The organism is Sulfitobacter sp. HNIBRBA3233, from assembly GCF_040149665.1.
GTDB classification, from domain to species: Bacteria; Pseudomonadota; Alphaproteobacteria; order Rhodobacterales; family Rhodobacteraceae; genus Sulfitobacter; species Sulfitobacter marinivivus.
Genome location: NZ_JBEFLP010000001.1, coordinates 1,969,306 through 1,994,364 on the forward strand (window position 1 = coordinate 1,969,306; position 25,059 = coordinate 1,994,364).

The 25,059-nt window shown below is 66.4% G+C and carries 28 protein-coding genes and 1 other RNA gene; 14 read left to right on the top strand and 15 right to left on the bottom strand.

Annotated features, from left to right (window positions below; all coding sequences use genetic code 11):
• Positions 1 to 88 precede the first annotated feature (88 nt).
• Complete coding sequence (locus ABMC89_RS09685) at positions 89 to 943, top strand: prephenate dehydratase (protein ID WP_349567612.1); 855 nt, start codon at positions 89 to 91, stop codon at positions 941 to 943.
• A gap of 9 nt (positions 944 to 952) precedes the next feature.
• Here the strand turns inward: ABMC89_RS09685 and ABMC89_RS09690 are convergent, their stop codons facing one another.
• Together ABMC89_RS09690 and nudC are read right to left on the bottom strand one after the other, a co-directional pair.
• Positions 953 to 1,420, bottom strand: coding sequence for an SRPBCC family protein (locus ABMC89_RS09690; protein ID WP_349567614.1), 468 nt, complete (start codon positions 1,418 to 1,420; stop codon positions 953 to 955).
• A gap of 93 nt (positions 1,421 to 1,513) precedes the next feature.
• Entirely contained in the window at positions 1,514 to 2,482 is a 969-nt protein-coding gene (gene nudC, locus ABMC89_RS09695; protein WP_349567616.1) for an NAD(+) diphosphatase, read from the bottom strand.
• 11 nt (positions 2,483 to 2,493) lie between these two features.
• On the opposite strand from nudC, the gene ABMC89_RS09700 reads away from it, so the two are divergent.
• Positions 2,494 to 4,386, top strand: a complete 1,893-nt coding sequence (locus ABMC89_RS09700) for a 5'-nucleotidase C-terminal domain-containing protein (RefSeq protein WP_349567618.1) — start codon at positions 2,494 to 2,496, stop codon at positions 4,384 to 4,386.
• Positions 4,387 to 4,423: 37 nt separating this feature from the next.
• An RNA gene (gene ffs / locus ABMC89_RS09705) (signal recognition particle sRNA small type) lies at positions 4,424 to 4,521 on the top strand.
• A gap of 220 nt (positions 4,522 to 4,741) precedes the next feature.
• On the opposite strand, the gene ypfJ is transcribed toward ffs, so the two are convergent.
• Positions 4,742 to 5,581, bottom strand: a complete 840-nt coding sequence (ypfJ, locus tag ABMC89_RS09710) for a KPN_02809 family neutral zinc metallopeptidase (protein WP_349567620.1) — start codon at positions 5,579 to 5,581, stop codon at positions 4,742 to 4,744.
• 62 nt (positions 5,582 to 5,643) lie between these two features.
• On the opposite strand from ypfJ, the gene ABMC89_RS09715 reads away from it, so the two are divergent.
• The 5 genes from ABMC89_RS09715 (at position 5,644) to recR (ending at position 9,253) form a co-directional block, all read left to right on the top strand.
• Complete coding sequence (locus tag ABMC89_RS09715) at positions 5,644 to 6,006, top strand: YidH family protein (protein WP_349567622.1); 363 nt, start codon at positions 5,644 to 5,646, stop codon at positions 6,004 to 6,006.
• Positions 6,007 to 6,090: 84 nt separating this feature from the next.
• Positions 6,091 to 7,854, top strand: a complete 1,764-nt coding sequence (locus tag ABMC89_RS09720) for a DNA polymerase III subunit gamma/tau (RefSeq protein ID WP_349567624.1) — start codon at positions 6,091 to 6,093, stop codon at positions 7,852 to 7,854.
• Entirely contained in the window at positions 7,830 to 8,249 is a 420-nt protein-coding gene (locus tag ABMC89_RS09725) for a hypothetical protein (RefSeq protein WP_349567626.1), read from the top strand. Before ABMC89_RS09720 ends, ABMC89_RS09725 begins: the two co-directional genes overlap by 25 nt.
• A 1-nt stretch (position 8,250) precedes the next feature.
• The gene (locus ABMC89_RS09730; RefSeq protein WP_349567628.1) at positions 8,251 to 8,595 is read left to right on the top strand and encodes a YbaB/EbfC family nucleoid-associated protein; all 345 of its coding nucleotides are present in this window, start codon (positions 8,251 to 8,253) and stop codon (positions 8,593 to 8,595) included.
• A gap of 64 nt (positions 8,596 to 8,659) precedes the next feature.
• The gene (recR, locus tag ABMC89_RS09735) at positions 8,660 to 9,253 is read left to right on the top strand and encodes a recombination mediator RecR (RefSeq protein WP_349567630.1); all 594 of its coding nucleotides are present in this window, start codon (positions 8,660 to 8,662) and stop codon (positions 9,251 to 9,253) included.
• A gap of 137 nt (positions 9,254 to 9,390) precedes the next feature.
• On the opposite strand, the gene ABMC89_RS09740 is transcribed toward recR, so the two are convergent.
• The 3 genes from ABMC89_RS09740 to ABMC89_RS09750 form a co-directional block, all read right to left on the bottom strand.
• Positions 9,391 to 10,569 (bottom strand): type III PLP-dependent enzyme, encoded by a 1,179-nt coding sequence (locus ABMC89_RS09740; RefSeq protein ID WP_349568586.1) that lies wholly within the window; start codon positions 10,567 to 10,569, stop codon positions 9,391 to 9,393.
• Positions 10,570 to 10,837: 268 nt separating this feature from the next.
• Positions 10,838 to 11,935, bottom strand: a complete 1,098-nt coding sequence (locus ABMC89_RS09745; protein WP_349567632.1) for an endonuclease/exonuclease/phosphatase family protein — start codon at positions 11,933 to 11,935, stop codon at positions 10,838 to 10,840.
• Between the two features lie 81 nt (positions 11,936 to 12,016).
• A complete protein-coding gene (locus ABMC89_RS09750; RefSeq protein WP_349567634.1) occupies positions 12,017 to 12,784 on the bottom strand; it encodes a DUF1013 domain-containing protein in 768 nt (255 codons plus the stop codon).
• Positions 12,785 to 12,915: 131 nt separating this feature from the next.
• Here ABMC89_RS09750 and ABMC89_RS09755 point away from each other — a divergent pair, with 131 nt between their 5' ends.
• The gene (locus ABMC89_RS09755) at positions 12,916 to 13,551 is read left to right on the top strand and encodes a ribonuclease T2 family protein (protein WP_349568588.1); all 636 of its coding nucleotides are present in this window, start codon (positions 12,916 to 12,918) and stop codon (positions 13,549 to 13,551) included.
• A gap of 88 nt (positions 13,552 to 13,639) precedes the next feature.
• Here ABMC89_RS09755 and ABMC89_RS09760 read toward each other — a convergent pair whose 3' ends face one another.
• Positions 13,640 to 14,626: an NAD(P)H-quinone oxidoreductase gene (locus ABMC89_RS09760; protein ID WP_349567636.1), complete on the bottom strand. Its 987-nt coding sequence runs from the start codon at positions 14,624 to 14,626 to the stop codon at positions 13,640 to 13,642.
• Positions 14,627 to 14,749: 123 nt separating this feature from the next.
• Here ABMC89_RS09760 and ABMC89_RS09765 point away from each other — a divergent pair, with 123 nt between their 5' ends.
• Both ABMC89_RS09765 and ABMC89_RS09770 read left to right on the top strand, forming a co-directional pair.
• Complete coding sequence (locus ABMC89_RS09765; protein ID WP_349567638.1) at positions 14,750 to 15,949, top strand: AMP-binding protein; 1,200 nt, start codon at positions 14,750 to 14,752, stop codon at positions 15,947 to 15,949.
• On the top strand, positions 15,946 to 17,040 hold the full coding sequence (locus ABMC89_RS09770; RefSeq protein WP_349567640.1) for an acetyl-CoA C-acyltransferase: 1,095 nt from the start codon (positions 15,946 to 15,948) through the stop codon (positions 17,038 to 17,040). The genes ABMC89_RS09765 and ABMC89_RS09770 overlap by 4 nt, the downstream gene beginning before the upstream one ends.
• Here the strand turns inward: ABMC89_RS09770 and ABMC89_RS09775 are convergent.
• From ABMC89_RS09775 to ABMC89_RS09790, 4 genes are all read right to left on the bottom strand, one after another.
• Complete coding sequence (locus tag ABMC89_RS09775) at positions 17,029 to 17,574, bottom strand: biotin transporter BioY (RefSeq protein ID WP_349567642.1); 546 nt, start codon at positions 17,572 to 17,574, stop codon at positions 17,029 to 17,031. The genes ABMC89_RS09770 and ABMC89_RS09775 overlap by 12 nt on opposite strands.
• Before the next feature lie 14 nt (positions 17,575 to 17,588).
• Complete coding sequence (locus ABMC89_RS09780) at positions 17,589 to 18,191, bottom strand: energy-coupling factor transporter transmembrane component T family protein (RefSeq protein WP_349567644.1); 603 nt, start codon at positions 18,189 to 18,191, stop codon at positions 17,589 to 17,591.
• Entirely contained in the window at positions 18,166 to 18,897 is a 732-nt protein-coding gene (locus ABMC89_RS09785; RefSeq protein WP_349567646.1) for an energy-coupling factor ABC transporter ATP-binding protein, read from the bottom strand. Before ABMC89_RS09785 ends, ABMC89_RS09780 begins: the two co-directional genes overlap by 26 nt.
• A gap of 93 nt (positions 18,898 to 18,990) precedes the next feature.
• Complete coding sequence (locus tag ABMC89_RS09790) at positions 18,991 to 19,686, bottom strand: COQ9 family protein (RefSeq protein WP_349567648.1); 696 nt, start codon at positions 19,684 to 19,686, stop codon at positions 18,991 to 18,993.
• Between the two features lie 131 nt (positions 19,687 to 19,817).
• On the opposite strand from ABMC89_RS09790, the gene rpsU reads away from it, so the two are divergent.
• Positions 19,818 to 20,024, top strand: a complete 207-nt coding sequence (gene rpsU, locus ABMC89_RS09795; RefSeq protein ID WP_007118112.1) for a 30S ribosomal protein S21 — start codon at positions 19,818 to 19,820, stop codon at positions 20,022 to 20,024.
• Positions 20,025 to 20,100: 76 nt separating this feature from the next.
• Here rpsU and ABMC89_RS09800 read toward each other — a convergent pair whose 3' ends face one another.
• On the bottom strand, positions 20,101 to 20,829 hold the full coding sequence (locus ABMC89_RS09800) for a SpoIIAA family protein (RefSeq protein WP_349567650.1): 729 nt from the start codon (positions 20,827 to 20,829) through the stop codon (positions 20,101 to 20,103).
• A gap of 159 nt (positions 20,830 to 20,988) precedes the next feature.
• Between ABMC89_RS09800 and ABMC89_RS09805 the strand changes: the two genes are divergently transcribed.
• The gene (locus ABMC89_RS09805; protein ID WP_349567652.1) at positions 20,989 to 21,834 is read left to right on the top strand and encodes an MBL fold metallo-hydrolase; all 846 of its coding nucleotides are present in this window, start codon (positions 20,989 to 20,991) and stop codon (positions 21,832 to 21,834) included.
• Positions 21,835 to 21,838: 4 nt separating this feature from the next.
• Here ABMC89_RS09805 and ABMC89_RS09810 read toward each other — a convergent pair whose 3' ends face one another.
• Entirely contained in the window at positions 21,839 to 22,297 is a 459-nt protein-coding gene (locus ABMC89_RS09810) for an Lrp/AsnC family transcriptional regulator (protein ID WP_349567654.1), read from the bottom strand.
• Positions 22,298 to 22,439: 142 nt separating this feature from the next.
• On the opposite strand from ABMC89_RS09810, the gene ald reads away from it, so the two are divergent.
• Positions 22,440 to 23,558, top strand: a complete 1,119-nt coding sequence (gene ald, locus ABMC89_RS09815; protein WP_349567656.1) for an alanine dehydrogenase — start codon at positions 22,440 to 22,442, stop codon at positions 23,556 to 23,558.
• A 41-nt stretch (positions 23,559 to 23,599) separates the two neighbouring features.
• On the opposite strand, the gene ABMC89_RS09820 is transcribed toward ald, so the two are convergent.
• A complete protein-coding gene (locus ABMC89_RS09820; protein ID WP_349567658.1) occupies positions 23,600 to 24,487 on the bottom strand; it encodes a cation diffusion facilitator family transporter in 888 nt (295 codons plus the stop codon).
• A gap of 88 nt (positions 24,488 to 24,575) precedes the next feature.
• Entirely contained in the window at positions 24,576 to 24,998 is a 423-nt protein-coding gene (gene mscL, locus ABMC89_RS09825) for a large conductance mechanosensitive channel protein MscL (RefSeq protein WP_349567660.1), read from the bottom strand.
• Positions 24,999 to 25,059 lie beyond the last annotated feature (61 nt).

The window sequence follows — 25,059 nt, forward strand, 5'->3', positions numbered from 1 at the left end:
GCTATCTATTGCTTTCCCTCCCTACAGGCAAGGTGTACTTACCGCGACGAAACGCCCTTCTTTCAGGATTTTTCGGGAGGATACAGCGATGACAGCCGCTTCGCAGCCGCGCATTGCCTTTCAGGGAGCGCTTGGCGCCTATAGCCACGAGGCCTGTCTGAACGCCCGTCCGGACGCCATTCCGGTGCCCTGCACGACGTTCGAGGGGGTGCTGCGCGCCGTGCGCGAGGGCGACGCCGACCTGGCCATGCTGCCCGTGGAAAACACCACCTACGGGCGGGTGGCGGACATCCACCGCCTGCTGCCCGAAAGCGGGATGCACATCATCGCAGAGGCGTTCGTGCGCGTCCGTATCGCCCTCATGGCGCGTCCGGGGACAACGCTCGACGACATTCGCCACGTGCGTGCGCATCTGGTGCTGCTGCCGCAGGCGCGCCGGTTCCTCATGGAGCACGGCATCACCTCAGAACCCGCCGCCGACAGCGCGGGTGCCGCCGAAGAGCTTGCCGCCGGCGGCCCGCCTCACGAAGGGGTGCTCGCAAGTTCGGTCGCGGCAAAGATCCACGGCCTCGAGGTGCTTGCCGACGGGATTGAGGATCTGGACCACAACACCACCCGCTTCTTGCTGATGGCCCCCGACATCGACACGACACGGCGCAGCGAAAAAATGATGACGACATTCGTCTTCGAAGTCCGCAACATCCCTGCCGCGCTCTACAAGGCGATGGGCGGCTTTGCGACCAATGGCGTCAACATGACCAAACTGGAAAGCTACATGGTCGGCGGCTCCTTCACCGCGACGCAATTCTACGCGGATATCGAAGGCCACCCCGAAGACCCGCCCGTGCGCCGCGCGCTGGAAGAGCTGGAATATTTCACCAACATGCTCGAAATCCTCGGCGTCTATCCCGCCGATCCGGACCGCGCGGGCATCCCGGGCTGAGGCGCGGCTTCACGCCACGCGCTTGTGGCGGTCCTCCAGCGACTTCGCGAATTCCGCGATACGTAGCTTGTATTTCTTGGTCAGCGAGGTCTTTGCCAGCTTCAGCGACTGGACCAGCAGGCGGGCCGACAGGTTCAGCGGCTTGATATCCGTCGACACCATGATCCGCGTGCGGCTGCGCGACAGCGCGACCAGTTCGACCGTCAGCATCGCGATCAGGTTGGGCGAGCGGCACTCGAAAACCATTTCGGTCGGACGGTCGTATGTAACCAGTTCGATGTCGACCTGACGCCGCTTGCCGCGCAGCGGAAAGGATGCGCGCCAGCCCATGCCGACACCGGGCACATTTTTCGTGTCGGTGCGCTGCACCTCGGCTCCGCGCCGCATGGCGGCACGCTCGAAGAATTCGAAATCGCCCAGCATGTCAAAGACAGCCTCAATCGGTGCTTCGATGTCTTCCTTGGTCGAAAACTTCATGCCGCCTCGTTCATTGTTCTGTTTGGGGCGCCCCCGCCCGCGTCGATAATGCGAGCAGGGCATTCGCCGGTCAACATCCCGCGCGCCTAATTGTTAATCGAGTGTATCCTCAAGCCAACGCTCAATCAGAAAATGTGCGATGGCCCCCTTGCGCGCGGGCTTGATCGCCGGATGAAACCCTGCGGAAATATCCATCATCTCCTCGCGGCTGATCCAGCGCGCGTCCTCGATCTCGACCGGGTCGATGGTGATCTCGGTGCTGGTGGCCTGCCCCCAGCAACCGAACATCAGCGAGGCCGGGAACGGCCACGGCTGGCTGGCGAGATAGCCGACTTCGCCCACCCGCACGCCCGCCTCCTCAAAGACTTCGCGGCGCACGGCGGCCTCCAGTGTCTCGCCCGGTTCGACAAACCCGGCCAGCAGCGAATACATCCCCTGCGGCCATCCGGGCGACCGCCCCATGAGAACCGAGTTCTCGTGCGTAATCAGCATGATGACCACGGGATCGGTGCGCGGGAAATGGCCTGCCTTGCAGGCGGGGCACTGGCGTTGCCAGCCGCCCTGCGTCATCTCGCTTTCGCAGCCGCAGCGGGCGCAGAAGCGGTGGATCTCGTGCCAGCCGAAAACCGCCTTGCCGGTCGTGGCCAGTTCCGCATCGCGCGGCGACAGCCACGTCATGATCCGGCGCAGTTCGGCAAAGACCATCCAGTCGGGCAGTTTCGGATGCCGCTGTTCGCTGGGATCCATGAACCCGCCGAGGCTGGCTTCGTCGACCGCATCCGGCGTCCAGGCCGACAGGTCGACCGCAAAGACCGGTGCGCCGTCCTCGCGGCCCAGCAGGATCGGGGGCATGGTGCTGTGGGCCAGGGCGGCGTGGTCCATCGGCAGGCGGATCAGACCCGCAGGCCGCTCCGGTGCGATCAACGGCTTGCCGCGCCACAACACGATCGCGCGCGCATCGGGATCCGCCGCCGCGGCGGCAAGCGCCGCCGGGTCATTGCGCAGCTCCCCGGCGCGGTCCAGCCCCGATCCTCCGAATGTGACATCCTCTGCGTTTTTCATCACGATCCCCCGTGGCTGACCTGTCCGGAACCGTGATCGCGATTGTCGACTTCAACCCATACTGGTACTTACGGGGCATGGGCAAAACACCAATCCTCGCGGCCACCAGCACCGCGCCAGACCGGGCGCGACTGAGAGTTCTGTCGACAACCGATTTGCACGGTCATTTGCTGGCCCATGACTACATCAAGGATCGCCCGACACAAGGTACGGGGCTTGCTTCTCTTGCGCCGCTCATCCACGCGGCGCGAGCCGAGGCGGCGGCCGACGGGCAGATTGCGCTGCTGCTCGACAATGGCGATACGTTTCAGGGCACCACGATGGCGCGCCACCTCGCGCGGCGGCCGGTCGCTGCGGATCACCCGATCGTCGCGGCCCTCAACGCGCTGGAATATGATGCGGTCGGCGTGGGCAACCACGATCTGGATCATGGTATGGACTATCTGCGCGCGGTGGCCGGAGAGCTGCGGATGCCGGTCTTGTCCACGAACCTCGTAGGCGCGAACCTGAGCCCGTTGCGCGCGGACACGATGATCGAGCGCCCCCTGCCCGGCAGCCCCCATGAGATCCTGCGCATCGGCGTGGTGTCGATCATGCCCGCGCAGACCGCCGCCTGGCATGGCGACCGTCTGGGCAATGACCGGATGCTTCTCGATCCGCAGGCTCTGGTGCGCGCGCGGGCCACCGCGCTGCGCGCGGCGGGGGCCGATCTGGTGCTGCTGCTGGCCCATCTGGGGATCGAGGACGGCCCGGGCGCACCGCAGGACAATGGCACGGCCCTTGCCATTGCCCGCAGCGGCACGGTGGACGCGATGATCCTCGGCCATGTGCACCGCCGCCTGCCAAGCGCCGACTACCACGGCTGGACAGGGATCGACGCCGAGGCGGGCGCGATTGCCGGCGTACCGGCGGTGATGCCGGGGCATGCCGGATCGGACCTCGGGGTCATGGACCTTGAGCTGCGCCGCGACGCGGAGGGGCGATGGTGCGTTGTCACGCACCGCAGCACGCTGCGGCGCAATCCGCAGGACGGACCCAGCGACCCGACAATCGCAGGGCTGGTAGCACCTGTGCACCGGATGCTGGTCGAACTGCTCTCCACTCCGGTCGGACGGACGACGAAGGCGCTGCACACCTATTTTTCGCTCGCCGCACCCGGGCCTGCGCAATCGCTGGTCGCGCGGGCGATGCAGCGGATGGTGCGCAAGGCGCTCGGGCCGGACGACGACCGCCCGGTCATCGCGGCGGTTGCGGCCCTTGCCGCGGGCGGGCGGGACGGGCCGGACAACTTTCTGGAAATCCCTGCCGGAACCGTGCAGCGGCGCCATATCGCGGGGCTCAATCCCTATGCGAACCGGACGCTGGGCGTCGCAATCACCGGCGCCGACCTGCACCGCTTGCTGGAGCATTCGGCGACCGTTTTCCAGCAGCTGACCCCCGGCAGCTGCGACCAGAATCTTGTCGATGCAGCCCTGCCCGGTTTCCAGTTCGATACGGTGTTCGGCGTCACCTGCGAGATCGACCCCCGTCGCCCTGCGGGCGCGCGGATCACGAATGTGCAGTATGCAGGCCAGCCTGTCGCAGCCGATCAGCGCTTCGTCCTGGCCACCACCCCGTTCCGGGCGGCGGGTGGAGGCGGCTATGTCGGTCACGCCCCCGAAAACGTCGTTGTGCCCGCGATACCGGGTCTGGAAGTGGCGATTGCGGACAGCTTTCACCCGCACGATCACAATGGTGCAGCGGAGTTCCCTGTGCCATGGCGCTTTGCCGCAGGAGACACGCGCCATGCGCTGCTGCGCACGCATCCGCGCGCACAGGCGTGGCTTGGCGATATCGCGCATCTGGCGCCCGAGCCGCTGATGACCGACAGCGACGGATTTCTGGTGCTGCGCCTGACGCTCTGAGGTTGCAAGGGAAAGCCGGTTTGCCTATATGGGGCATCGAGAGGTTGGTGCGGGCAGGCGCCTCGCCAACCCGGTCAGGTCCGGAAGGAAGCAGCCGCAACGAGTCCCGCTTGGGTCGTTATCAATCTCTCACCCCAGGGTTTTTCACGCCGTGAAAAACGCGGCGGCTCGGCAGGGGCATCCAAAGGATGCTCCCGGGAGGGCCCTGAATTCAATTCAGCATTTTTCTTCGCAGTCGGCGTCCGGGAATCGTGTCAACGCCACAGCGCCTCCCCGCGGGGCCGCGTTACCCACGGGTAACCTGCAGATTTCATTAAATATTATTACAAGATCCTCACCGCACCGCGCGTCCTGTTCACAGTTGCTGCGCCGCGAAGGTATCGCATTGGCCGATCTGGCCCGAATCGTAGCCGCGCGCGAACCAGCGGGCGCGTTGTTCGGATGTGCCGTGGGTAAAGGTGTGGGGCTGCGGAACCCGACCGGCCCGCCTTTGCAGGTAGTCGTCCCCGATCTTGCGCGCCGCGTTCAGCGCTTCTTGCAGGTCGCCCTTTTCCATCAGACCACGCACATTGCTGGCCCAGATGCCCGACATGCAGTCGGCCATCAGCTCCAGCCGCACGGTCAGCGCATTCGCCTCTGTCCGGCTGGCCCGCTGCCGGGCGGCGTTCACCTCGGACAGGATGCCGAGTTCGTTCTGGACGTGGTGCGCGACCTCATGGGCGATCACATAGGCGGCGGCGAAATCACCGCCCGCGCCCATCTGCCGGTCAAGCGCGTCGAAAAATCCGGTGTCGAGGTAGGCCTTGCTGTCCGCCGGGCAGTAGAAGGGGCCGGTTGCCCCATCGGCACCGCCGCAGGGGCTTTGGGTGACGCCGTCGAAGATCACCAGCCTGGGCGGCGTATAGGTCCGGCCGAGCTGGTCGCGAAACACCGCCGTCCAGACATCCTCGGTCGTGGCGAGCACCTGCGCGCTGAAGCCCGCGGCGGGATCGTCCTGTACCGATGCGGCGGGCCGGTCGTTCTGGACCGTGCCGCCCTGCAACAGCGGCGATACGTCGATGCCGGTGAAATAGCCGATCGCCAGCACGGCCAGCACACCGACAAGGCCCAGCCCGCCCTTGGCCGCGACACCGCCGCCGCGTCCGCGTCCGCGCATCTCTACATTCCGGCTGCGCCGTATTCCCCTGAGCCGCATCGTCTTCTCCCGCCGATCCTATCCATATTGCATGAGTAACGCGCCCGCGCCTGATATGTTCAATGCCCGACAGTAACGAACTTGCACAAGACCGAACCGACTGGGCCGAGGACCGTACAATCCTTGCCAATGAGCGCACCTTTGCGGGATGGATGCGCACCGGCATGGCGGCAGTCGCGCTGGCGGTGGGGCTGCGGGCGGTTTTCGGCCAATTCGATCCCACATGGCTGGCCAAGGCCGTTGCGACGATTTTCATCGTGCTGTCGCTCTTTATCTTCTGGGCGGCCGAACGGTCGGCGGCGCAGACCCTGAAACGGCTGAGCGACAATGCCGCGAACCCGCAGCCCATGGGGCGGATGCGCGTGATCTCGGTCATTCTCGCGGTCGGGGCGATATCGGTGGGCGGCATTCTCTGGGCGCTCTAGCGACACGGCCGCAGAGCGCAGGTTTACGGCACGGCTGACAGCGCATACCTTTAGGCCAGCCCCGAATCTTGCCCCAGGACCGATATGTCAGACGCCACAGCCTACCGCGTGCTTGCCCGGAAATACCGTCCGGAAACCTTTGCCGATCTGGTGGGGCAGGATGCGATGGTACGCACGCTCAAGAACGCCTTTGACGCCGACCGCATCGCGCAGGCCTTCATCATGACGGGCATCCGTGGCACCGGGAAGACGACCACGGCGCGGATCATCGCCAAGGGCATGAACTGCATCGGGCCGGAGGGAAACGGGGGCCCCACGACCGAACCCTGCGGCGTCTGCGAGCATTGCGTCGCGATCATGGAAGGCCGCCACGTGGACGTGATCGAGATGGACGCGGCCTCGAACACCGGTGTCGCCAACATCCGCGAGATCATCGACAGCGTGCATTACCGGGCGGCGTCGGCGCGCTACAAGGTCTATATCATCGATGAGGTGCACATGCTGTCGACGGGCGCGTTCAACGCGCTCTTGAAGACGCTGGAAGAGCCGCCCGAGCACGTGAAGTTCATTTTCGCGACGACCGAGATCCGCAAGGTGCCGGTGACGGTTCTGTCGCGGTGCCAGCGGTTCGATCTGCGCAGGATCGAACCGGAGGTGATGATCGCGTTGCTGCGCAAGATCGCCGGGGCCGAAGGTGCGCAGATCGCCGATGACGCGCTGGCGTTGATCACCCGCGCGGCGGAAGGATCGGCACGCGACGCGACATCGCTGCTGGATCAGGCGATCAGCCACGGTGCGGGGGAGACGACGGCGGTTCAGGTGCGCGCGATGCTGGGTCTGGCGGACCGCGCACGGGTGCTGGACCTGCTCGACATGATCCTGCGCGGCGACGCGGCGGGCGCGCTGACAGAGCTGGGCGCGCAATATGCCGAAGGCGCGGACCCGATGGCGGTGCTGCGCGATCTGGCCGAGATCACCCACTGGATATCGGTGGTAAAGATCACGCCGGATGCGGCGGAGGATCCGACGATCTCGCCCGAGGAACGCGACAGGGGCCGGACGATGGCCGACGCGCTGGCGATCCGCGTGCTGACACGGCTCTGGCAGATGCTGCTCAAGGCGCTGGACGAGGTCGCGGGGGCGCCGAACGCGATGATGGCCGCGGAGATGGCGATCATCCGCCTGACCCATGTGGCGGACCTGCCCTCGCCGGACGAACTGGTGCGCAGCCTGCAGAAAACGCCGTCCCCTGCACCCGGTGGCGGTGGCGCACCTGCCCGCCAGGGCTCCTCGCTCGCCTCCGGCCGCTCCTCGCAGGGGGGCACCGCGCCCCAGCAGGGTCATGGCCCGACGGCTGGCGGAGGCGGCGGCGGGACGGTCACCGCACTGGCCCCGCAGGCGCAAGGCGCGCTGGCCCACTACGCCAGCTTCGACCATGTGCTGGATCTGATCCGGTCGAACCGGGACGTGAAGCTGCTGGTCGAGATCGAAACCACCCTGCAACTGGCCGCCTACCAGCCGGGCAGGATCGAATTCGTCCCCACGGATGACGCCCCGCGCGACCTTGCGCAGCGTCTGGGCGCGAAGCTGCAACTGTGGACCGGCAACCGCTGGGCGGTCAGCGTGGTCAACGAGGGCGGCGCGCCCACGATCGCCTCGGTGCGCGACGCGCGCGAGAACGAGATGCGCGCCGAGGCGCAGGCCCACCCGCTGATGCAGGCAGTGCTGACCCAGTTTCCCAAAGCCCGCATCACGGCGATCCGCACCGCGCAGGACCTCGCCAGCCAGGCCACCGAAGAGGCGCTGCCGGAGGTGGAGGACGAATGGGACCCCTTCGAACAGGACTGACCGCGGCGGCCACAGCGCTCCTCGCCGCGACGTCCGCGGCCGCGCAGGACGCCTGCGCCGCACTGCGCCCGGGCTGGAGCGGCGACGCGCCCGCCAGCGTATTCGACGAAACCCTCGCGCTGATGATGACACCGCTGTCCTTGGCGCTGCTGGTCGCCAGCGCCGCTGCCATCCGGTTCCGCCACCAGTGGGGCGCCCTGATCGTGACGCTGGCGTGGTCGTTCTGGATCAGCGCCCTGGTGCTGCTGCCGCCCGATGCCGCGCGCCTCGCCGCAGCAGAGCAGGGATGTATCGGCAGCCCCACCTTGTTCATCGCCCTCGTCGCTGCAATATGTACAGGGATGATCGTTTACACCACGGGCCGCCAGGCGCGCCCCACCGACACGGAGACTTGATATGTTCAAAGGACTAGGCGGACTCGGCGACATGGCCGGGATGATGAAAAAAGCCCAGGAAATGCAGGGCAAGATGGCCGAGATGCAGGAAGAGATGCATAACATCATGGTCGAAGGCGAAGCGGGCGCGGGCCTTGTCAAAGCCACCTGCACCGCCAAGGGCGAACTCAAGGGCCTCGACATCGACCCGTCGATCTTCAACGGCGACGACAAGGAAGTCGTCGAAGACCTGATCCTCGCCGCGATCAAGGATGCCCAGAGCAAGGCCAGCGATCGCGCACAGGAAGAGATGAGCAAGCTGACAGAAGGCCTCGGCCTGCCCGCTGGCATGAAGTTGCCCTTCTGAGCGCAACCGGTGTCTCCATTTTGCCCCTAAACTCAATCCCGCCCCAACCGCAGGAAACCTTCGCTTGAGTTCGACCCGCGACATCGACGCCCTGATCGAACTGATGGCAAAGCTGCCGGGGCTGGGTCCGCGGTCGGCACGGCGTGCGGTATTGCACCTGATCCGCAAGCGCGCGCTGCTGCTGACCCCCCTCGCCGATACGATGCAGACCGTTGCGGCCACCGCGCGCGAATGCGTGAACTGCGGCAACGTGGGCACCACCGATGTCTGCGACATCTGCACCAGCGAAAAACGCGCCACCGGCGAATTATGCGTGGTCGAGGACGTGGCCGATCTCTGGGCGATGGAACGCTCCGGCGTGTTCAAGGGCCGCTACCATGTTCTGGGCGGCACCCTGAGCGCCCTGGACGCGGTCGGGCCGGAAGAGCTGCGCATCCCGCGCCTGATCGACCGCGTGGCGGCGGAAGGCATCACCGAGGTGATTCTGGCCCTGAACGCCACCATCGACGGGCAGACCACGGCCCATTACATCGCCGACCGGCTCGAAGACCGGGTCCGCCTGACGTCGCTCGCGCAGGGCGTGCCCATTGGCGGAGAGCTCGATTATCTCGACGACGGAACAATCAGCGCCGCGATGCGCGCACGCAAGCAGATCTAGGGCCGCGCGCGGCGGCATGAAACAGCCGGCGCTTGGCCAACCGGCACTGTCACGCAAGGTCACGCAAGATCCCGAAAATAGTTGGACCGTCCGTTCCTCCCAGACGGACGGCCCCACCACCGCACAGGATCAAGCCCTTAAAGGACGATCACATCCAGCGGCGGAAATCCGTTGAACCCGACCGAGCTGTAGCTGCTCGTGTAGGCTCCACAGTTACGGATCATTACCTTGTCACCGTCCCTCAGTGCAAGGGGTAGTTGAATCGGCGCCCGCTCGTAGAGGATATCCGCGCTGTCGCAGCTTGGTCCCGCCAGAACGCAGGGGCCTGTCGCGCCGCCGTCATGGGGGGTTGCGAACTGGTAACGGATCGCTTCGCCCTCGGTTTCGGCCAGACCCGAGAAACGCCCGATGTCGAGATAGACCCAACGGTGCATGTCGGCGTCGGATTTACGGCTGACCAGCATCACCTCGGCGGCGATATGGCCCGCCTCGGCGACCAGCCCGCGGCCCGGCTCCGCCATCACGTCCGGCACATCGCCGAAACGCTCGGCCACGGCCTCCATCACCGCAGCGGCGTAGCTGCGTTTGGTCTGCACGGCTTCGCCGTAGAACGCGGGGAAACCGCCACCGAGGTTCAGCAGTTGCAGGTCGTGGCCCGCGGCGCGGGCGGCGTGCCACAGACCGGCCATCTGGTCGAGGACCGGATGCCAGAATTCGGCACGGCGGGTTTGCGATCCGACGTGGAACGACAGGCCGTAGACGACGAGACCCAGAGAGGCCGCAAGGTCCATCAGCGCGGGCAGTGCCACGGGCGCGCAGCCGAATTTGCGCGACAGCGGCCAGTCGGCCATGGAGTTCTCGACGATCACGCGCAGGTACACGCGCGCGCCGGGGGCGTTGGCGGCGATCTTGTGCAGTTCCGCGTCGCTGTCGGCGGCGAAGAGGGTCACACCGGCCTCATGGGCGAAGGCGATGTCGGACGCGCGTTTGATGGTGTTGCCGAACGACAGGTTCTCGGGGCGCGCACCCTGGCCGAGGCAGAGCTCGATCTCGCCGCGCGAGGCACAGTCGAAGCCCGAGCCTTTCTGCACGAGGGTGTGGATGATTTCAGCCGCAGGGTTCGCCTTGACCGCGTAGTGGATCCGCGCCTTTCCCAGACCTGCTTTCAGCGCGTCGTAGGCATCGGCCACGACGGCACGGCTGACGACCAGCGTGGGCCGGTCGAAATCATGCGCAGCGATATAGTCGGCTGCGGGATCGGCAAAGATAGGGGTTGCGGCGCGCAGGGCGCCGGGGACTGTAGCGTTCATGGTCATCTCCAAAGAGCAAGCGGAGCGATAGCCCCAATTGTCGTTTCAAGAGACGTTACCGTCGCTACATAAACGCGGGTCAGTCAGTGTGTAACTGACCGGCCAGAGGCGCGTGCGTTGGCGTCTGTATCGGCCCATTTAAGCCATTCACGGATTCCCGCAATAGGAAAAATGCATCGCGCTGTAATTATTTACGCGGCCCTCCGACTGCGCCAAATTTGTCACGCCCGCGGCCTGCCCGAACGCTCCGGCAGAGGCGCCCCGAAGGGGACGATCAGTCCTCGTCTTCCCAGTCGTCGCCGATGGGTTTTCGGTCGCGCTTGCGCTCTTCGTCGATCATCTCGCGCACTTCTTCGGTCTCTTCCTCGTCCGCCTCGCCGGTTTCTTCGGTGCGGGCCTTGGACTGGCCGAGGGCGAGGGCAAAGGTGACCGGGAAATGGTCCGATCCGATCTTGGGCAGGCGTTTCATCTCAAGCAGGCGGAACTGCGGGTCGTGGAACAGATGGTCGAGCGGCCAGCGCGCCCACCAGTGAAAGGCGCTGAAGGTATTGTAGAACCCGCGCCCCACGCGCGGATCGGCCAGCCCCGATAGCCGCTGGAAACGGCGCGTCGTGGTGGACCATGCCACATCGTTGAGATCGCCGGTGACGATGGTGGGCAGACGGTCCTCGGCGGCTTCCATGCCGACCTTGGCGATTTCGCCGTCGCGGCCCTTGGTATCGTGGTTGATGACAGGCGGTTCGGGGTGCACAACATAGAGCCGGATCTGCGCGCCCGACCGCAGGGTCAGGATCGTCCGGATCGAGGGCACGCCTTCGATCAGCAGGTCGCGCACCTGCGGTTCGGCCAGTTCCAGCCGCGACAGCAGGCAGATGCCGTAGCCCGTATCGCGCGGCACCCGCAACTGGTGGGGATAATGTTCGCCCAGCTCGTCGATCAGCGCGTCGCACCACGCGTCGTCCGTTTCAATCGCAACAAGGATATCCGGCGCCTCGGACCGCGTGAGGTCGATCAGCCGGTCGTAGGCGCGGTTGGACAGTTTCACATTCGCCGTGAGGATACGGATATGGCGGCGGTTGTCTTCGACGAGGGCGCGATCGGCGTCGAGCGACTGCTTGCGCCAGATCGGCGTGAACTTGGCGACATAGACCATCTGGAGCGCCGCGATCGACAGCAGGACGACCACGGTCGGCCCCGCCCCGATGACAAAGAACGCCACCACCGCCAGCAGCAGGGTGATCCAGAAAATCTGCACTCTGGGAAAGGCTAACCCACGGACCGCGCCGAAAGGCACTTTCATCAGGGGAAGGACGCTGGCCAGTACGAAAAGGCCCGTCACTATCTGAATGATCAGACCTGCGATGTCCTGCATGTGCGCCCCCTGTGACATTTTGTAGCTGCCGGAACAGCGATGGCTCAACCGCTGTCCCGGCAATGCGTTCCGTCGGGGGGATTATTTGTCGTCGTCGTCTTCGTCGTCGCCGTCGTTGTCGGGGATCTTGAAGAAGCTTTCCGCATCCGCGAAATCGCTGTCTTTCTTTTCCTCTTCCTCGTCGTCGTCATCGTTGCCCGAGAGCGTGAAGGTTTCGAGACCCTCGATCGCGCTTGGCATCTTCGGTTCGGGATCCATGCCGAGGCTCTGCTCGGTGCTGACCAGCTTGCGGCGCTCGTCGTCGGTCATGACCGCGCCCTCGGCGGCCTTCTTCGCGGCGGCGATCTGGACGGCGGCGTCAAGTTCGGACTGCTTGCACAAGCCAAGCGCGACAGGGTCGATGGGCTGGATGTTGGCGATGTTCCAGTGCGTGCGCTCGCGGATCGCCTGGATCGTCGGCTTGGTCGTGCCGACCAGCTTGCTGATCTGGCTGTCGGCCAGTTCGGGGTGGAACTTGACCAGCCACAGGATCGACGCGGGCCGGTCCTGACGTTTGCTCAGCGGTGTGTAGCGCGGGCCGCGCCGCTTTTCCTCGCCCTCGGCGGCGGCGTTCGGCTTGAGCTTCAGGTTGACCATCGGGTCCTTCTCGGCGGCTTCGATCTGCGCGGCTTCGAGTTGGTTGTTGGCGACCGGGTCGAAGCCCTTGACGCCGGTGGCAACGTCACCGTCCGCGATGCCCTGAATTTCCAGCTCGTGCATATCGGTGAAATCCGCGATCTGCTTGAAGCTCAGCGTGGTGTTGTCGACCAGCCAGACGGCAGTGGCCTTCGGGTGCAGCAGTTTGGCCATGTGACCTCTCCTTAGAACAAGACTTTCCCGCCGCCTGAAACAGGCTGTCCCGGGGGCCGGAACCGTTTCCATTGTGGGGGAACTCAGGCGGTATATAACGGGGGACGTGCCATAAGGAAAGACCTCAGATGATGACCCGCCTGATCGCGATTTTGTGCCTGCTTGCCGCCACGCCCCTGCGGGCCGAAGGCGAACGCGCGGGGGATTTCGATTACTATGTCGTGGCGCTCAGCTGGTCGGCAAACTGGTGCGCGATCGAAGGCGATGCGCGGCGGTCGCCGCAATGCGACGCGGCGCGCGATCACGGCTGGATCCTGCACGGTCTCTGGCCGCAGTACCACCGCGGATATCCGTCCTATTGCCAGACCGCGCAGCGGCCCCCCTCGCGCGGGATGACCGCCGCGATGGCCGACATCATGGGCACCTCCGGGCTTGCGTGGCACCAGTGGAAGAAGCACGGCAGCTGTACCGACCTCAGCGCGCAGGACTACTATGCGCTGTCGCGCGCGGCCTACGCGCGGATCACCCGCCCGGCGGTCTTTCGCAAGGTCGAGCGGCCCCTGCGCCTGCCCGCCGCCGTGGTCGAACAGGCCTTTCTGGAGGAAAACCCCGATCTGACTGCGGATGGCATCACCATCACCTGCCGCAACGGCTATATTCAGGAGGCGCGGATCTGCCTGTCGCGCGACCTGACGCCGGTGCCCTGCGGGCAGGACGTGGTGAAGGACTGTACGCTGAAGGACGCGCTGTTCACGCCGATGCGCTGATCTTCGTCTCTGCCGGCGCCCGCCCCTCGGGGCGGGCCTGCGCCGTGGCGCGGAGGGGGCCGCCCCCCTCCGCCCTGTGCCGCCGGGTCTAGCCCGCGACCTTGAGCACGATCTTCCCGATGTGCCCGCCGGCTTCCATGCGCGCGTGCGCTTCACTGGCGTCGGCAAAGTCGTATTCGCTGTCCATCACCGGCGCGATCTTGCCCGCGTCGAGCAGCGGCCACACCGCTTCGCGCAGTTCCGTCGCGATGGCGGCCTTGGCCTGATCGGACTGCGGGCGCAGGGTCGATCCGGTGATCGTCAGGCGGCGCATCATCAAGGGGGCGAAATTGATCTCGGCGGTCGGGCCGGAGAGGAAGGCGATCTGCACCAGACGCCCCTCCATGTCGAGCGATTGCAGGTTGCGCGCGATATAGTCACCGCCGACCATGTCGAGGATCACGTTCGCGCCACCTTCGGATTTCATCACCTCGACGAAATCCTCCTCGCGGTAGTTGATGCCGCGCACGGCACCCAGATCGGTACAGGTCTTGCATTTCTCCGCCGATCCGGCGGTTGCGAAGACCCGCGCGCCAAAGGCATGGGCCAGCTGGATCGCTGTCGTCCCGATGCCCGACGATCCGCCGTGCACGAGGAACCGCTCGCCGGCTTTCAGGCCGCCGCGCATGAAGACGTTCGACCAGACGGTAAAGAAAGTCTCGGGCAGGCAGGCCGCTTCCTTCATGCCCATGCCCTGGGGGATCGGCAGGCAGTGGGCGGCCGGCGTGGCCACATATTCGGCGTAGCCGCCGCCGGGCAGCAATGCGCAGACCTTGTCGCCCAGCGACAGGCCCGACACGCCCTGCCCCAGCGCCACAACTTCGCCGGATGCTTCGAGCCCGGGCAGATCGCTTGCGGTGGGCGGCGGGGCGTAGTTGCCCGCGCGCTGCAGCGCATCGGGGCGGTTGACGCCTGCGTAGGCGACCTTGAGCACGACCTGCCCCGGTGCCGCCTCGGGCATGGGCCGTTCGGTCAGTTTCAGCACATCGGGGCCACCGGGTTCGGTGATTTCAACGGCTTGCATGGTCTGCGACATGGGGTCCTCCTGATTGATATGCGGGCGCACGGGCCCTTTGACGGGCAACATAGGCGAGCCCGTGGGAATGTGCACCCCCCGACGATATGGCGGCGGCGCGCGACGGGTGATAAGGCGGAAACCATGGAACCGTTGCTGTCCCCGACCGCGCCCGCGCGCTTTGCCCTGCACCCGCAGGCGCGGGTATTTGCCGGCGACATCGCGCTGGCCCCCGCCCCCGCGCCCGAGGACCGCTGGATCGGTCCGGCCCCGCTGGCCCAGCGGCTGGCGGCGGTGATGGGGGCGGTGGCGCAGGGCGTGCCGTTCTGCCTGTCCGACACCCGCCCCGCCGGTTTGCACAGGCTGGGACCGGACCGGTTTGCCACGCTGACCGGCGGCAGTGCCGGCCGGCCCAAGGTGGTGGCCCGCAGCCAGGCGAGCTGGACCGCAAGCTTCGAGATCGCCGCGACGCGGTTCGGGATCGGACCGCGCGACAGCGTGGCGGTCATCGGTGATCCGGTGCATTCGCTGGCTCTCTACGCGGCGGTCGAGGCGATGCATCTGGGGGCCGGTTTCCACGCGCTGGGCGATCTGGCGCCGCAGGCTCAGGCCGCGCGGATGCGTGCCGCCGGAACAAGCGTGCTTTACGCCACGCCGACGCAGCTGCGGGTGCTGGCGGCCCGCAATACGGATCCGCTGCCCGGTCTGCGGCTGATCCTGTGCGGCGGCGGCACGCTCGATGCCGTGACGCGCGGGGCGGTGGCGGCGATGTGCCCCAAGGCCGATATGCATGTTTTCTACGGCGCGGCGGAGACGAGTTTCATCACCCTTGCCGATGCGCAGACACCGCCGGGCAGCGTGGGCCGCGCCTATCCCGGGGTCGAGATGCGGCTGACCGGAGATACCATCGCGGTGCGCAGTCCCTACCTGTTCGACGGCTATTTGCAGGGCGAAAGCGCCCATACCCGCTGGCTGGACGGTGGCTGGCTGACGCTGGGCGAATACGGCAGGCGCGATGCGGCGGGGTATCTCTATCTGCGCGGGCGCGCGGGGCGGATGATTACCGTGGCGGACCGCAGTGTGTCGCTCGACGAGATCACGGACCACCTCGCGCCGCTGGCGCATCCGCGACACCTTGCGGTGATGGCCCGCGCGGACGGGTTGCGCGGGCACCGGATCGCGGTGGCGGTCAGCGGCGTGGCGGACGACGCGCTGGCACAGCGGCTGTCCGAGGCCTGCCGCGCCGAATTTGGCGTGGGGCCGCAGGCTGTGCGCGCCTTCGATCCCTTCCCGCTGCTGCCCTCCGGCAAACCCGATCTTGCTGCGCTGGAGCGTCTGGTATGAGCGCGCATGTCCTTGCGGCCTGCCGCTCGGCGGTGGCACCGCGCGGCGGGGCCTTTGCGGCACTCGGGCTGGCCGATCTGGGCGCGCCGGTGCTGCGGGCGGCGCTGGCGCACTCGGGAATCGCGTCGGACGCGGTGGACGAGGTGATCGTGTCGAACGCCATCGGCGGGGGCGGCAACCCTGCACGGCTGGTGGCGCTGGCCGCCGGTCTGCCCGAAGGCATCGCGGGCCTGAGCATCGACCGGCAGTGCGCAGGGGGCCTCGACGCGCTGCTGCTGGCGCGGCAGATGATCCTCGCAGGGGATGCCGATGTGGTGATCGCGGGCGGGGTGGAAAGCTATTCGCGCAGGCCGCTGCGCCTGCGCACCTTCGCGGACAACCGCCCGGCCGAGCCCTATGACCAGCCGCCGTTCACGCCGTGGCCCGACCGCGACCCCGATATGACCAACGCTGCCGAGGCGCTGGCCGTGGCCGCCGCGATCCCGCGCGCGCGACAGGACGCATGGGCGGTCGACAGCCACGCCAAGGCACGGGCGGCCACCTTCTCCGACGCGGAAATCGTGCCTTTGCAGGGGCTGGCGCGCGACGCTTTCACCCGTAACCTGACGCCTGCCCTGGCAGCGCGCGCCAAGGTGCTGGCGGGCAGCGTGACAGCGGCAAATACGGCGGTCGCCGCCGATGCCGCGGCTTTTTGCGTGGTCGTCTCGGACAGATACCGCAGCGACGGTGCGGTGGAGATCCTTGGCGGCGCAACCGTCGGGGACACGCCCGAACTGCCCGGCATCGCGCCTGTTGCCGCCAGCCGCCGCGCCTTGCAGCGCTGTGGCCTGACGGTGGAGGACATTGATCTGGCCGAAGTGATGGAAGCCTACGCCGTGCAGGCGATTGCCTGTGTCGATGCGCTGGGGCTGGATCCTGCGCGGGTCAACGCGGGCGGCGGGGCGCTGGCGCGCGGACACCCCATCGGGGCGTCCGGTGCGATCAACGCGGTGCGTCTGTTCCACGACCTGCGCGGGCGCGGTGGCGGCACGGGGCTTGCCACCATCGCCGCCGCAGGCGGGATCGCCAGCGCGGTGATCCTACGCGCGTGACCCGATGCTTTGCGGACGCGCACGGTAGAGACCGTGGGTAATCAGCCCGGTCAGCACCGCCTTGATGATATCGCCGGGAACGAATGCCGTGACCAGCAGCGCCGCCTCTGTCCAGGCGCGGTCGAGCATGATGGAAAGACCGGTGATCCCGAAAAGATAGAGCACGACAACGCCCCCTGCGATCGCCGCGAGGCCCGCGCCCCAGCCAACGGCCATGCCGTGCAACCGCTCCATCACCAGCCCGGTGGCGAATGCGGCGAAGGGAAAGCCCACGACGAAACCGACCGTTGGCGAGGCGAAGACACCCAGGCCCCCGCGCCCGCCCGCCAACAACGGCAGACCCAGCGCGACAAGACCCACGAACAACAGCGCCGCCAGCCCGCCGTTGCGCGCCCCCAGAACCGTACCGCACAGCATGACACCAAGGCTCTGCGCCGTGATCGGCACGCCGAAGGCCAGCGTAAGTTGCGGGATCAGGCCCAGCGCCGCGATCAGCGCGGCGAAAAGGGCGATTCGTGTAAGGCTGTGTTCCATATCAGGATCCTGTCTCAGTCATTCATACCACCACGGGCGCGCAGCGCATCGGCCACATCGTCCGCGTCTTTCAGCGCCAGCGCCATGAAGGGCACGATGACCCTCCAGCCCGGTTTGCGGCGCGACCGGGCGCGCCACGCATCGGCAAGGGCGGCGCCCTTCTGCGTCAGAACCGGGGTAAAGCGGATCACCAGCGCAACCGCAAGCTCGATTGCGCGCGGACGCACCCCCAGCCGCACGAAAGGGCGCAGGAGCCGGCGCACCACCGCCATCATCGCATCGAGCCGCGTTGTCATCGTCACCAGATTGGCCAGCGCGACAGCGCTGAGCATCCGCAGGCCGACGACAGCCCCTTCGGCCCATGTGCCGGTGATCCCGTGCCAGAGCGCGAGAAGCACGACAAACGGCCAGAGCGGGCGCAGACGGCCCAGCCCGTACCGCAGGAACACGGCCCCCGGCAGCGCGTAGAGCGTCAGCACCCCCAGCGCCACGACCGCCTGCGCGCGCACATCCTCCAGCGCGAACAGACCCAGCGTCGCGGCGCAGAGCGCCGCCAGCTTGACCCCGGCGGGCCAGTCGTGGGCGCGGGTCCTAACCGGCGACGTCAGTGAGATCATCGCTCGCCCCCAGTTCTTCCATCCGCGCACGAAAGGCTTGGGCGACCTCGCCCGCGGCGCCCTGCTGCACGATCCGCCCGCTGTCGAGCCAGAGCGCGTGGTCGTAGCCCGTCACCGACGCGGGATCGTGGGTGATCTGCACCAGCGCCACATCGATGCGGTCCAGCACCCGGCGCAACTGCATCGCTGTCGGGATATCGAGACCCGCAAAGGGTTCGTCCAGCACGATCAGCCGGGGCTGCATGGCAAGGATCGCCATCAGGCAGACCAGTTGCTTCTGACCGCCCGACAGCGATTGCACCGGCGCGTCCCGCCACGCGGTTTTGCCGAAACGCGCAAGGATCGCGTCCACCCCCCGTGCGGCGGTGGCCCGGTCCTGTCCCATCTGCATAAGCCCGAAGGCGAGCTCCTCGGACACGGTGGGGAAAATGATCTGGTGATCAGAGTTCTGGAACAGGATCCCGACTGCGGCGAGCGCACCGCGCCGGTCGCGGCCCACGTCGATGCCCGCAATGGCCACCTGGCCCCCATCGGGGCGTTGCAGCCCGGCGATGACCCGCGCCAGCGTGGTCTTGCCCGATCCGTTGCGCCCCAGCACGGCGATCCGCCGCGCATCCGTGCGCAGGGTCACGTCGCGCAGCACCGCGCGCCCGTCGAGGGTCAGATCGACATCGCGAAGATCGAGAAGACTGTCAGATGCGGTCACGGGGGCACGGGCCTTGCAAGCGGAAGGGTCGCGCTGACCTAGCAGGCCCGCCGCCGCCCGAAAAGCGAAAGCTGCCCTGCCCGTCCGCCCGCGCTAGCGCCGCGACCAGCTGCCCGGCAGGCCCTGCCGCTTGAACTTCTGCGGGGCCTTGATCTGGCCCAGCAGCCAGTTCGGGCCGGTCATCAGGCGGCTCAGGACCGGGTTGTTGTTAACGCCCGCCTTGATCTTTTCGATCTGCATGATGTCGTCGATACGGCGGTCGAGGAACGCCCACGTCGCCTCGTGCCCCTCGCTCTGGTCGCCGAGCCAGAACAGCACGGTGGCGGAATAGACCGCGCTGAGAGTGGCGCGCTTGGTGTACCAGTTCACGTCATCGGAGGTGTCGCCCAACGCGTCCCAGATCGCGTCCGCCGTGCCCCAGATCGCCCGCGCCCCGTCCGGTGCATAGACCGGCAGCGCAAAAAGCGTGGTGCCCCGGCGCACGGCTTCCTTGTCGTCGACTGCTTCGAGCCGGAAGCGCACCGCCGCCGCCACACGGTCGCGAAAGCGCATGTCGGCGAGATCGGCTTCGGCCAGCCTTGCCAGCATCGCCTCGTCGCCCTTGCGGTGGTAATAGAGCGCAAGGTCCACCGGCCCGCGGGGAAAGAGGCTGCGCGCGACGGTGTTGTCCACATCCGCCTCGTTCACCGCAGCGTCAAAGGTGGTCTGCGACCAGCCGTCGAATGCCACGTGCATCATCGCGGCATCGAGAATCCGGTCCTTGGGGGGCAGTGGCGATTCGTCGGTCATTGCGGGTCTCCTTTGGGAGCAGCCTATAGCGCGGGCGGGGTATTGGGTACTGGACAAACTAGCACGGCTTTGGTATCAGGCCACCTCCTGCAAATCCTTGCAACTCAACTTAGAAAGGTGGTGAAAACCACATGCAGGTTAGTGTTCGCGATAACAACGTCGATCAAGCGCTGCGCGCCCTGAAGAAGAAACTTCAGCGCGAGGGTGTGTTTCGTGAAATGAAGCTCAAGCAACATTTCGAGAAACCGTCCGAGAAGAAAGCACGCGAGAAAGCCGAAGCGATCCGCCGTGCCCGCAAGCTGGCACGCAAGAAAGCACAACGCGAAGGTATGATGTAAATCATCCCCGCAGCTTTCATTTACGAATAGAGCCCCCGATGCCTTGCCGCTTCGGGGGTTTTGCTTTGTCCGCCGGTCAGTCGGCGGTGATCCATGCCTTCGCAGCGGCGAAATCGTTGCCCCCGAAATACCGCGCTTCCTTGCCGATCAGGCGTTTGACCACCTGCACGACCATCCCTTTCCAGCGCGCGTTGCCGACGATGGCGGCCCTGTCCAGCTGGCCTGCGTGGTCGCGCACCAGCCGGAAATGCGCCGCCAGCGCGGTCAGCCCCTGCCAGCCGTCGAACTGCCGGATATCGAGCAGCAGGCGAAAGCGGTCGTTGGCGCGGATGAACGCGTTCAGGTCTTCGGTTTCGGCCTCGTAGACATCCGCATCGATCTTGCCCAGCAGCGCGATGTGCAGCACGCCGCCGCCCAGATCGGTCTGGTGGATGGCCCCCAGAGATTCGGAGAGCCAGCGCCGCGCGTCGTCCTCGGCCCCCTTGGCAAAGACCGAGACCGGACAGGGCATGAAGATCGAAAAGCCGCGGATCAGCCGCGCGATGCCCTCCTTTGCCGTGACGATGGCCACCCGGTCGAAGCCGTTCCAGCGCGACAGGCCGAGGCGGGCATCGTCCCAGAGCGCGCCCATGGTGAAATCGGACAGGTCCGCGTCCAGCACCACCAGCATCCGCACCTTGTCGACCCGCGCCAGCGCCGCGTCGAGTGCGGGGATTAGAACATCGCTGTAGTCGTTGTCGGTGACGGGGCCGGTCATGTGAATTTCCAGCAGGTCGTCCTGCACCGCAGTCTTGACGTCGATCATCGTGGATCCTCCTGTTTTGCGATTCTCCGACAGTATCACCCGCTGCACGCGCGAACCTTGATCCACATCACATCGCCCCTGCCCCGGACGCGCAGCTTGCGCGGGGGCGAATATCGGCTAGCGTCGGCGGGGTCTGCAAAAGGGAACGGGGGAAAGCGGGTGCTGTGCAAAATCGGTGAAGTCGAGGTCTGGCGTATTCTGGACATGAACGGGCCGTTCCTGACGCCGGAAGACCTGTTTCCGAACGCGGGGCCGGATGTGGCCCGGATCTTCGCCGATCTGGTGCCCGGGGGGCTCTGTGCGCAGACCGGCAAGCTGATCCTGCCGATACAGGGCTTCTTGCTGAAAACGCCCGCGCATCTGATTCTGGTCGATGCCTGCGTGGGCAACGACAAGACGGTGCCGGGTCTGCCCGACTGGCACCAGCGGTCGGACACGCGGTTCATGGCGGCGCTGACCGCCGCGGGGGTGACGCCGGACGATGTGGATTACGTGCTCTGCACCCATCTGCACACCGACCACATCGGCTGGAACACCCGGCTGGAGGACGGGCGTTGGGTGCCGACCTTCCCCAATGCGCGCTACCTGCTGCCCGCAGCGGACGAGGAGGTGCCACGGGTGCGCGGAAGCGATTTCTACCGCGAGAGCGTTCTGCCGGTCATCGAGGCGGGACAGGCGGAGATGGTCACCGAGGGTCACGCGCTTGGCGACGAGGTGACGCTGATCCCGACACCGGGCCACACGCCGGGCCATGTGTCGGTGCGGGTGCGCAACGGCGGGGCCGAGGCGATCATCACCGGCGACGCCCTGCACACCACGGCCCAGTGCTTCCATCCCGAATGGCATTTCAAATTCGATGTCGACGCGCCGCGTGCCGTCAGTTCGCGCATCGCGCTGCTGCAGGACGCCTGCGAGAGCGGTGCGACCGTGTTGGGCAGCCACTTCGCGCTGCCGTCGCTGGGGCGGGTGCGCGCGGACGGCAAGGGGTTCCGCTGGGAGCCCTGACCGCTCAGACCGGCAGGGCGGTCGTCCTGAACACGGTTCTCAGCGCGAAACTGGACTGCATGCCCTGCACGCCGGGCAGCCGGGCGAGGTGTTGGCGGTGGATCCGCGCGAAATCCTCGGTATTTTCCGCCACCACCTTGAGCAGATAGTCGGCGGAGCCCGCCATCAGGTGACATTCCAGCACATCCGGGATGCGGGCGACCGATTTCTCGAAGGCGTCCAGCAGCTCGTCCGCCTGCCCCTGAAGCGTGATCTCGACGAAAACCGTGGTCGGCACGCCCAGCTTGCGCGAATCCAGAAGCGCCACGTAGTCGCGGATGTAGCCTTCGGTTTCCAGTCTTTGCACCCGCCTGTGGCAGGCCGAAGGAGACAGGTGCACCTTCTCGGAGAGTTCCGCATTCGACATCCGGCCGGCGCGTTGCAGGGCCGCAAGAATGCTTCGGTCTATGGTATCCAGCGCCATTCGTGACAATCCCTTGCGCAAATCGGTCGATTCTTCGCAGACTATTCGAAAAGGCAGGGGGGCGGCGACCCGTAATCGACGCCAAATTGCGCGCTATCGGGCGTATATCCCGATCATCACATCATCGACGGGAGGATACGTCATGAAGATCGGTTGCCCCAAGGAAATCAAACCACAGGAATTTCGCGTCGGGATCACCCCGAACGCCGCCCGCGAGGCCAGGTCGCACGGGCACGAAGTACTGATCGAGACCGGCGCGGGGGCCGGTGCGGGGTTCGAGGACATCGCCTATACCGAGGCGGGCGCGCAGATCATCGACACCGCCGAGGAAATCTTTGCCAGCGCGGATATGATCGTGAAGGTGAAGGAGCCGCAGGCGGTGGAGCGCAAGATGCTGCGCGAGGGACAGGTGCTGTTCACCTATCTGCACCTCGCCCCCGATCCGGCGCAAACCAAGGATCTGCTCGACAGCGGCTGTACCGCCATCGCCTATGAGACCGTGACAGACCGCAGCGGCGGCCTGCCCCTGCTGGCGCCGATGTCCGAGGTTGCGGGCCGTCTGGCCCCGCAGGTCGGCGCGTGGACCCTGCAAAAGGCGAACGGCGGGCGCGGTGTGCTGATGGGCGGCGTGCCGGGCGTCACCCCTGCCCGCGTGGTGGTGATCGGCGGCGGTGTCGTCGGCACCCACGCGGCGCGTGTCGCGGCGGGCATGGGCGCGGATGTCACCGTTCTGGACCGGTCGCTGCCGCGGATGCGCTATCTCGACGATACCTTCGCGGGCGTGTTCAAGACCAGCTTTGCCAGCGCGGGCAACACCATGGATCTGGCGCGCGAGGCGGATATGATCATCGGCGCGGTCCTGATCCCCGGTGCGGCGGCCCCCAAGCTGATCAGCCGCGAACAGCTGTCCGAGCTCAAACCCGGCGCGGCGCTGGTGGACGTGGCGATCGATCAGGGCGGCTGTTTCGAGACCTCGCACGCCACAACCCACGAGGACCCGATCTATGACGTGGACGGGATCATGCACTATTGCGTGGCCAACATGCCCGGCGCGGTGGCCCGGACCTCGACCATCGCCCTTGGCAACGCGACGATGCCCTTCATGCTGGCACTGGCCGACAAGGGCTGGAAGCAGGCCTGCGCGGAGGATGAACACCTGCTGGCCGGCCTGAACGTCCACGCGGGCAAGCTGACCTACTATGCGGTCGGCAAGGCGCTGGGGCTCGATGTGGTATCGCCATCGCTGGCACTGAAGATGTGATCCCTCGGGGTGCGGGCGGCCCTCACCGGTCGCCCTACCCCTCAGAGCAGCAGCGCCTCGGACGGCTTCGCCTTGTGCTCGGGCTCGACATGGATGGTGACGGCGCAGTTGCTGATCGCCTCTTTCAGCGCCGCCTCGACCCGGTCGCAGATCGCATGGGCGTCAAAAACCGTCATGTCCTCCGGCACGACCAGATGGAAATCGATGAAGGTGGCGGCCCCGGCGTGACGCGCGCGCAGATCATGCGCCTCGATCGCGCCGCCCGCATGCGTCTGCACAATGTCGCGCATCTGGGCCAGATCGCTCTCGGGCACCGATTCGTCCATCAGCCCGCCGATGGAGGCGCGGATCACCACCCAGCCGGACCACAGGATGTTGACCGCCACCAGCGCCGCCAGCACCGGATCGAGCCACCACCAATCCGTGAGGACCGCCGCTGACACACCGACCGTCACCCCCAGCGATGACACCACATCCGCCATCAGATGCCGCCCGTCCGCCGTAAGCGCGGGCGACGAGAACCGCCGCCCCGCCCGCAGCAGCACGAAGGCCCAGACACCGTTGAGCGCGCCAGCGAAGAGGTTGATCGCCAGCCCCGCGAAAGGCGCGTCTATCGCCTGCGGCGCCATCAGCCCACGGGCCGCCGAATGCAGGATCAGCGCCGCCGCGATGACGATCAGCACCCCTTCGAGCACCGCCGAGACATATTCCGCCTTGTGATGTCCAAAAGGGTGTTTGGCATCCGCAGGCCGCGCCGCCACGCTGAGCGCCACCAGAGCCGCGACGGCTGTCGCCACGTTCACGACGCTTTCCAGAGCGTCCGAAAACAAGGCGACCGATCCGGTGATCCACCAGGCCAGCGTCTTGATCGCGAGCACCACGAGGCCCACGGCGATGCTTGCTCTGGCGATGGTCAGGGCGGATGTCATGTCGCTGTCCTTGTGAGTCAGCGCCCCGTCTACCCACGAAAAAGGGCGGGGAAAACCCCCGCCCCGACAGACCCGGCCTGAACCTGCCTTACTTTTTCAGCGCATCGCGGATTTCCAGCAGAACGTCCAGCTCGCTCGGGCCGGTGTTGACGTCGGGTGCCACGTCGTCCGGCGTCTCGGCGGCGGCCTTGATGCGGTTGACCATCTTGACCAGCATGAACACGACAAACGCGATGATGAGGAAGTTGATCACGGCCATGATGAACTTGCCCACGGCAAAGACCGGCACGCCGGCTTCCGTCGCCGCTTCGATGGAGGCGAATTCGCCATCGCCCAGCACGTAGAACCAGCCTGAGAAGTCGATACCGCCGGTAAACAGCGCGATGATCGGGTTGATGATGTCACCGACCAGCGATGTGACAATCGCGGTGAAGGCCGCCCCGACGATGATACCAACGGCCATGTCCATGACATTGCCCTTGGCGATGAAATCCTTGAATTCGTTGATCATTGACGTTTTTCCTCTGCCATAAAGTCAGGTGGCAAATTCCCCTCGCCCCCCGCCGAACATC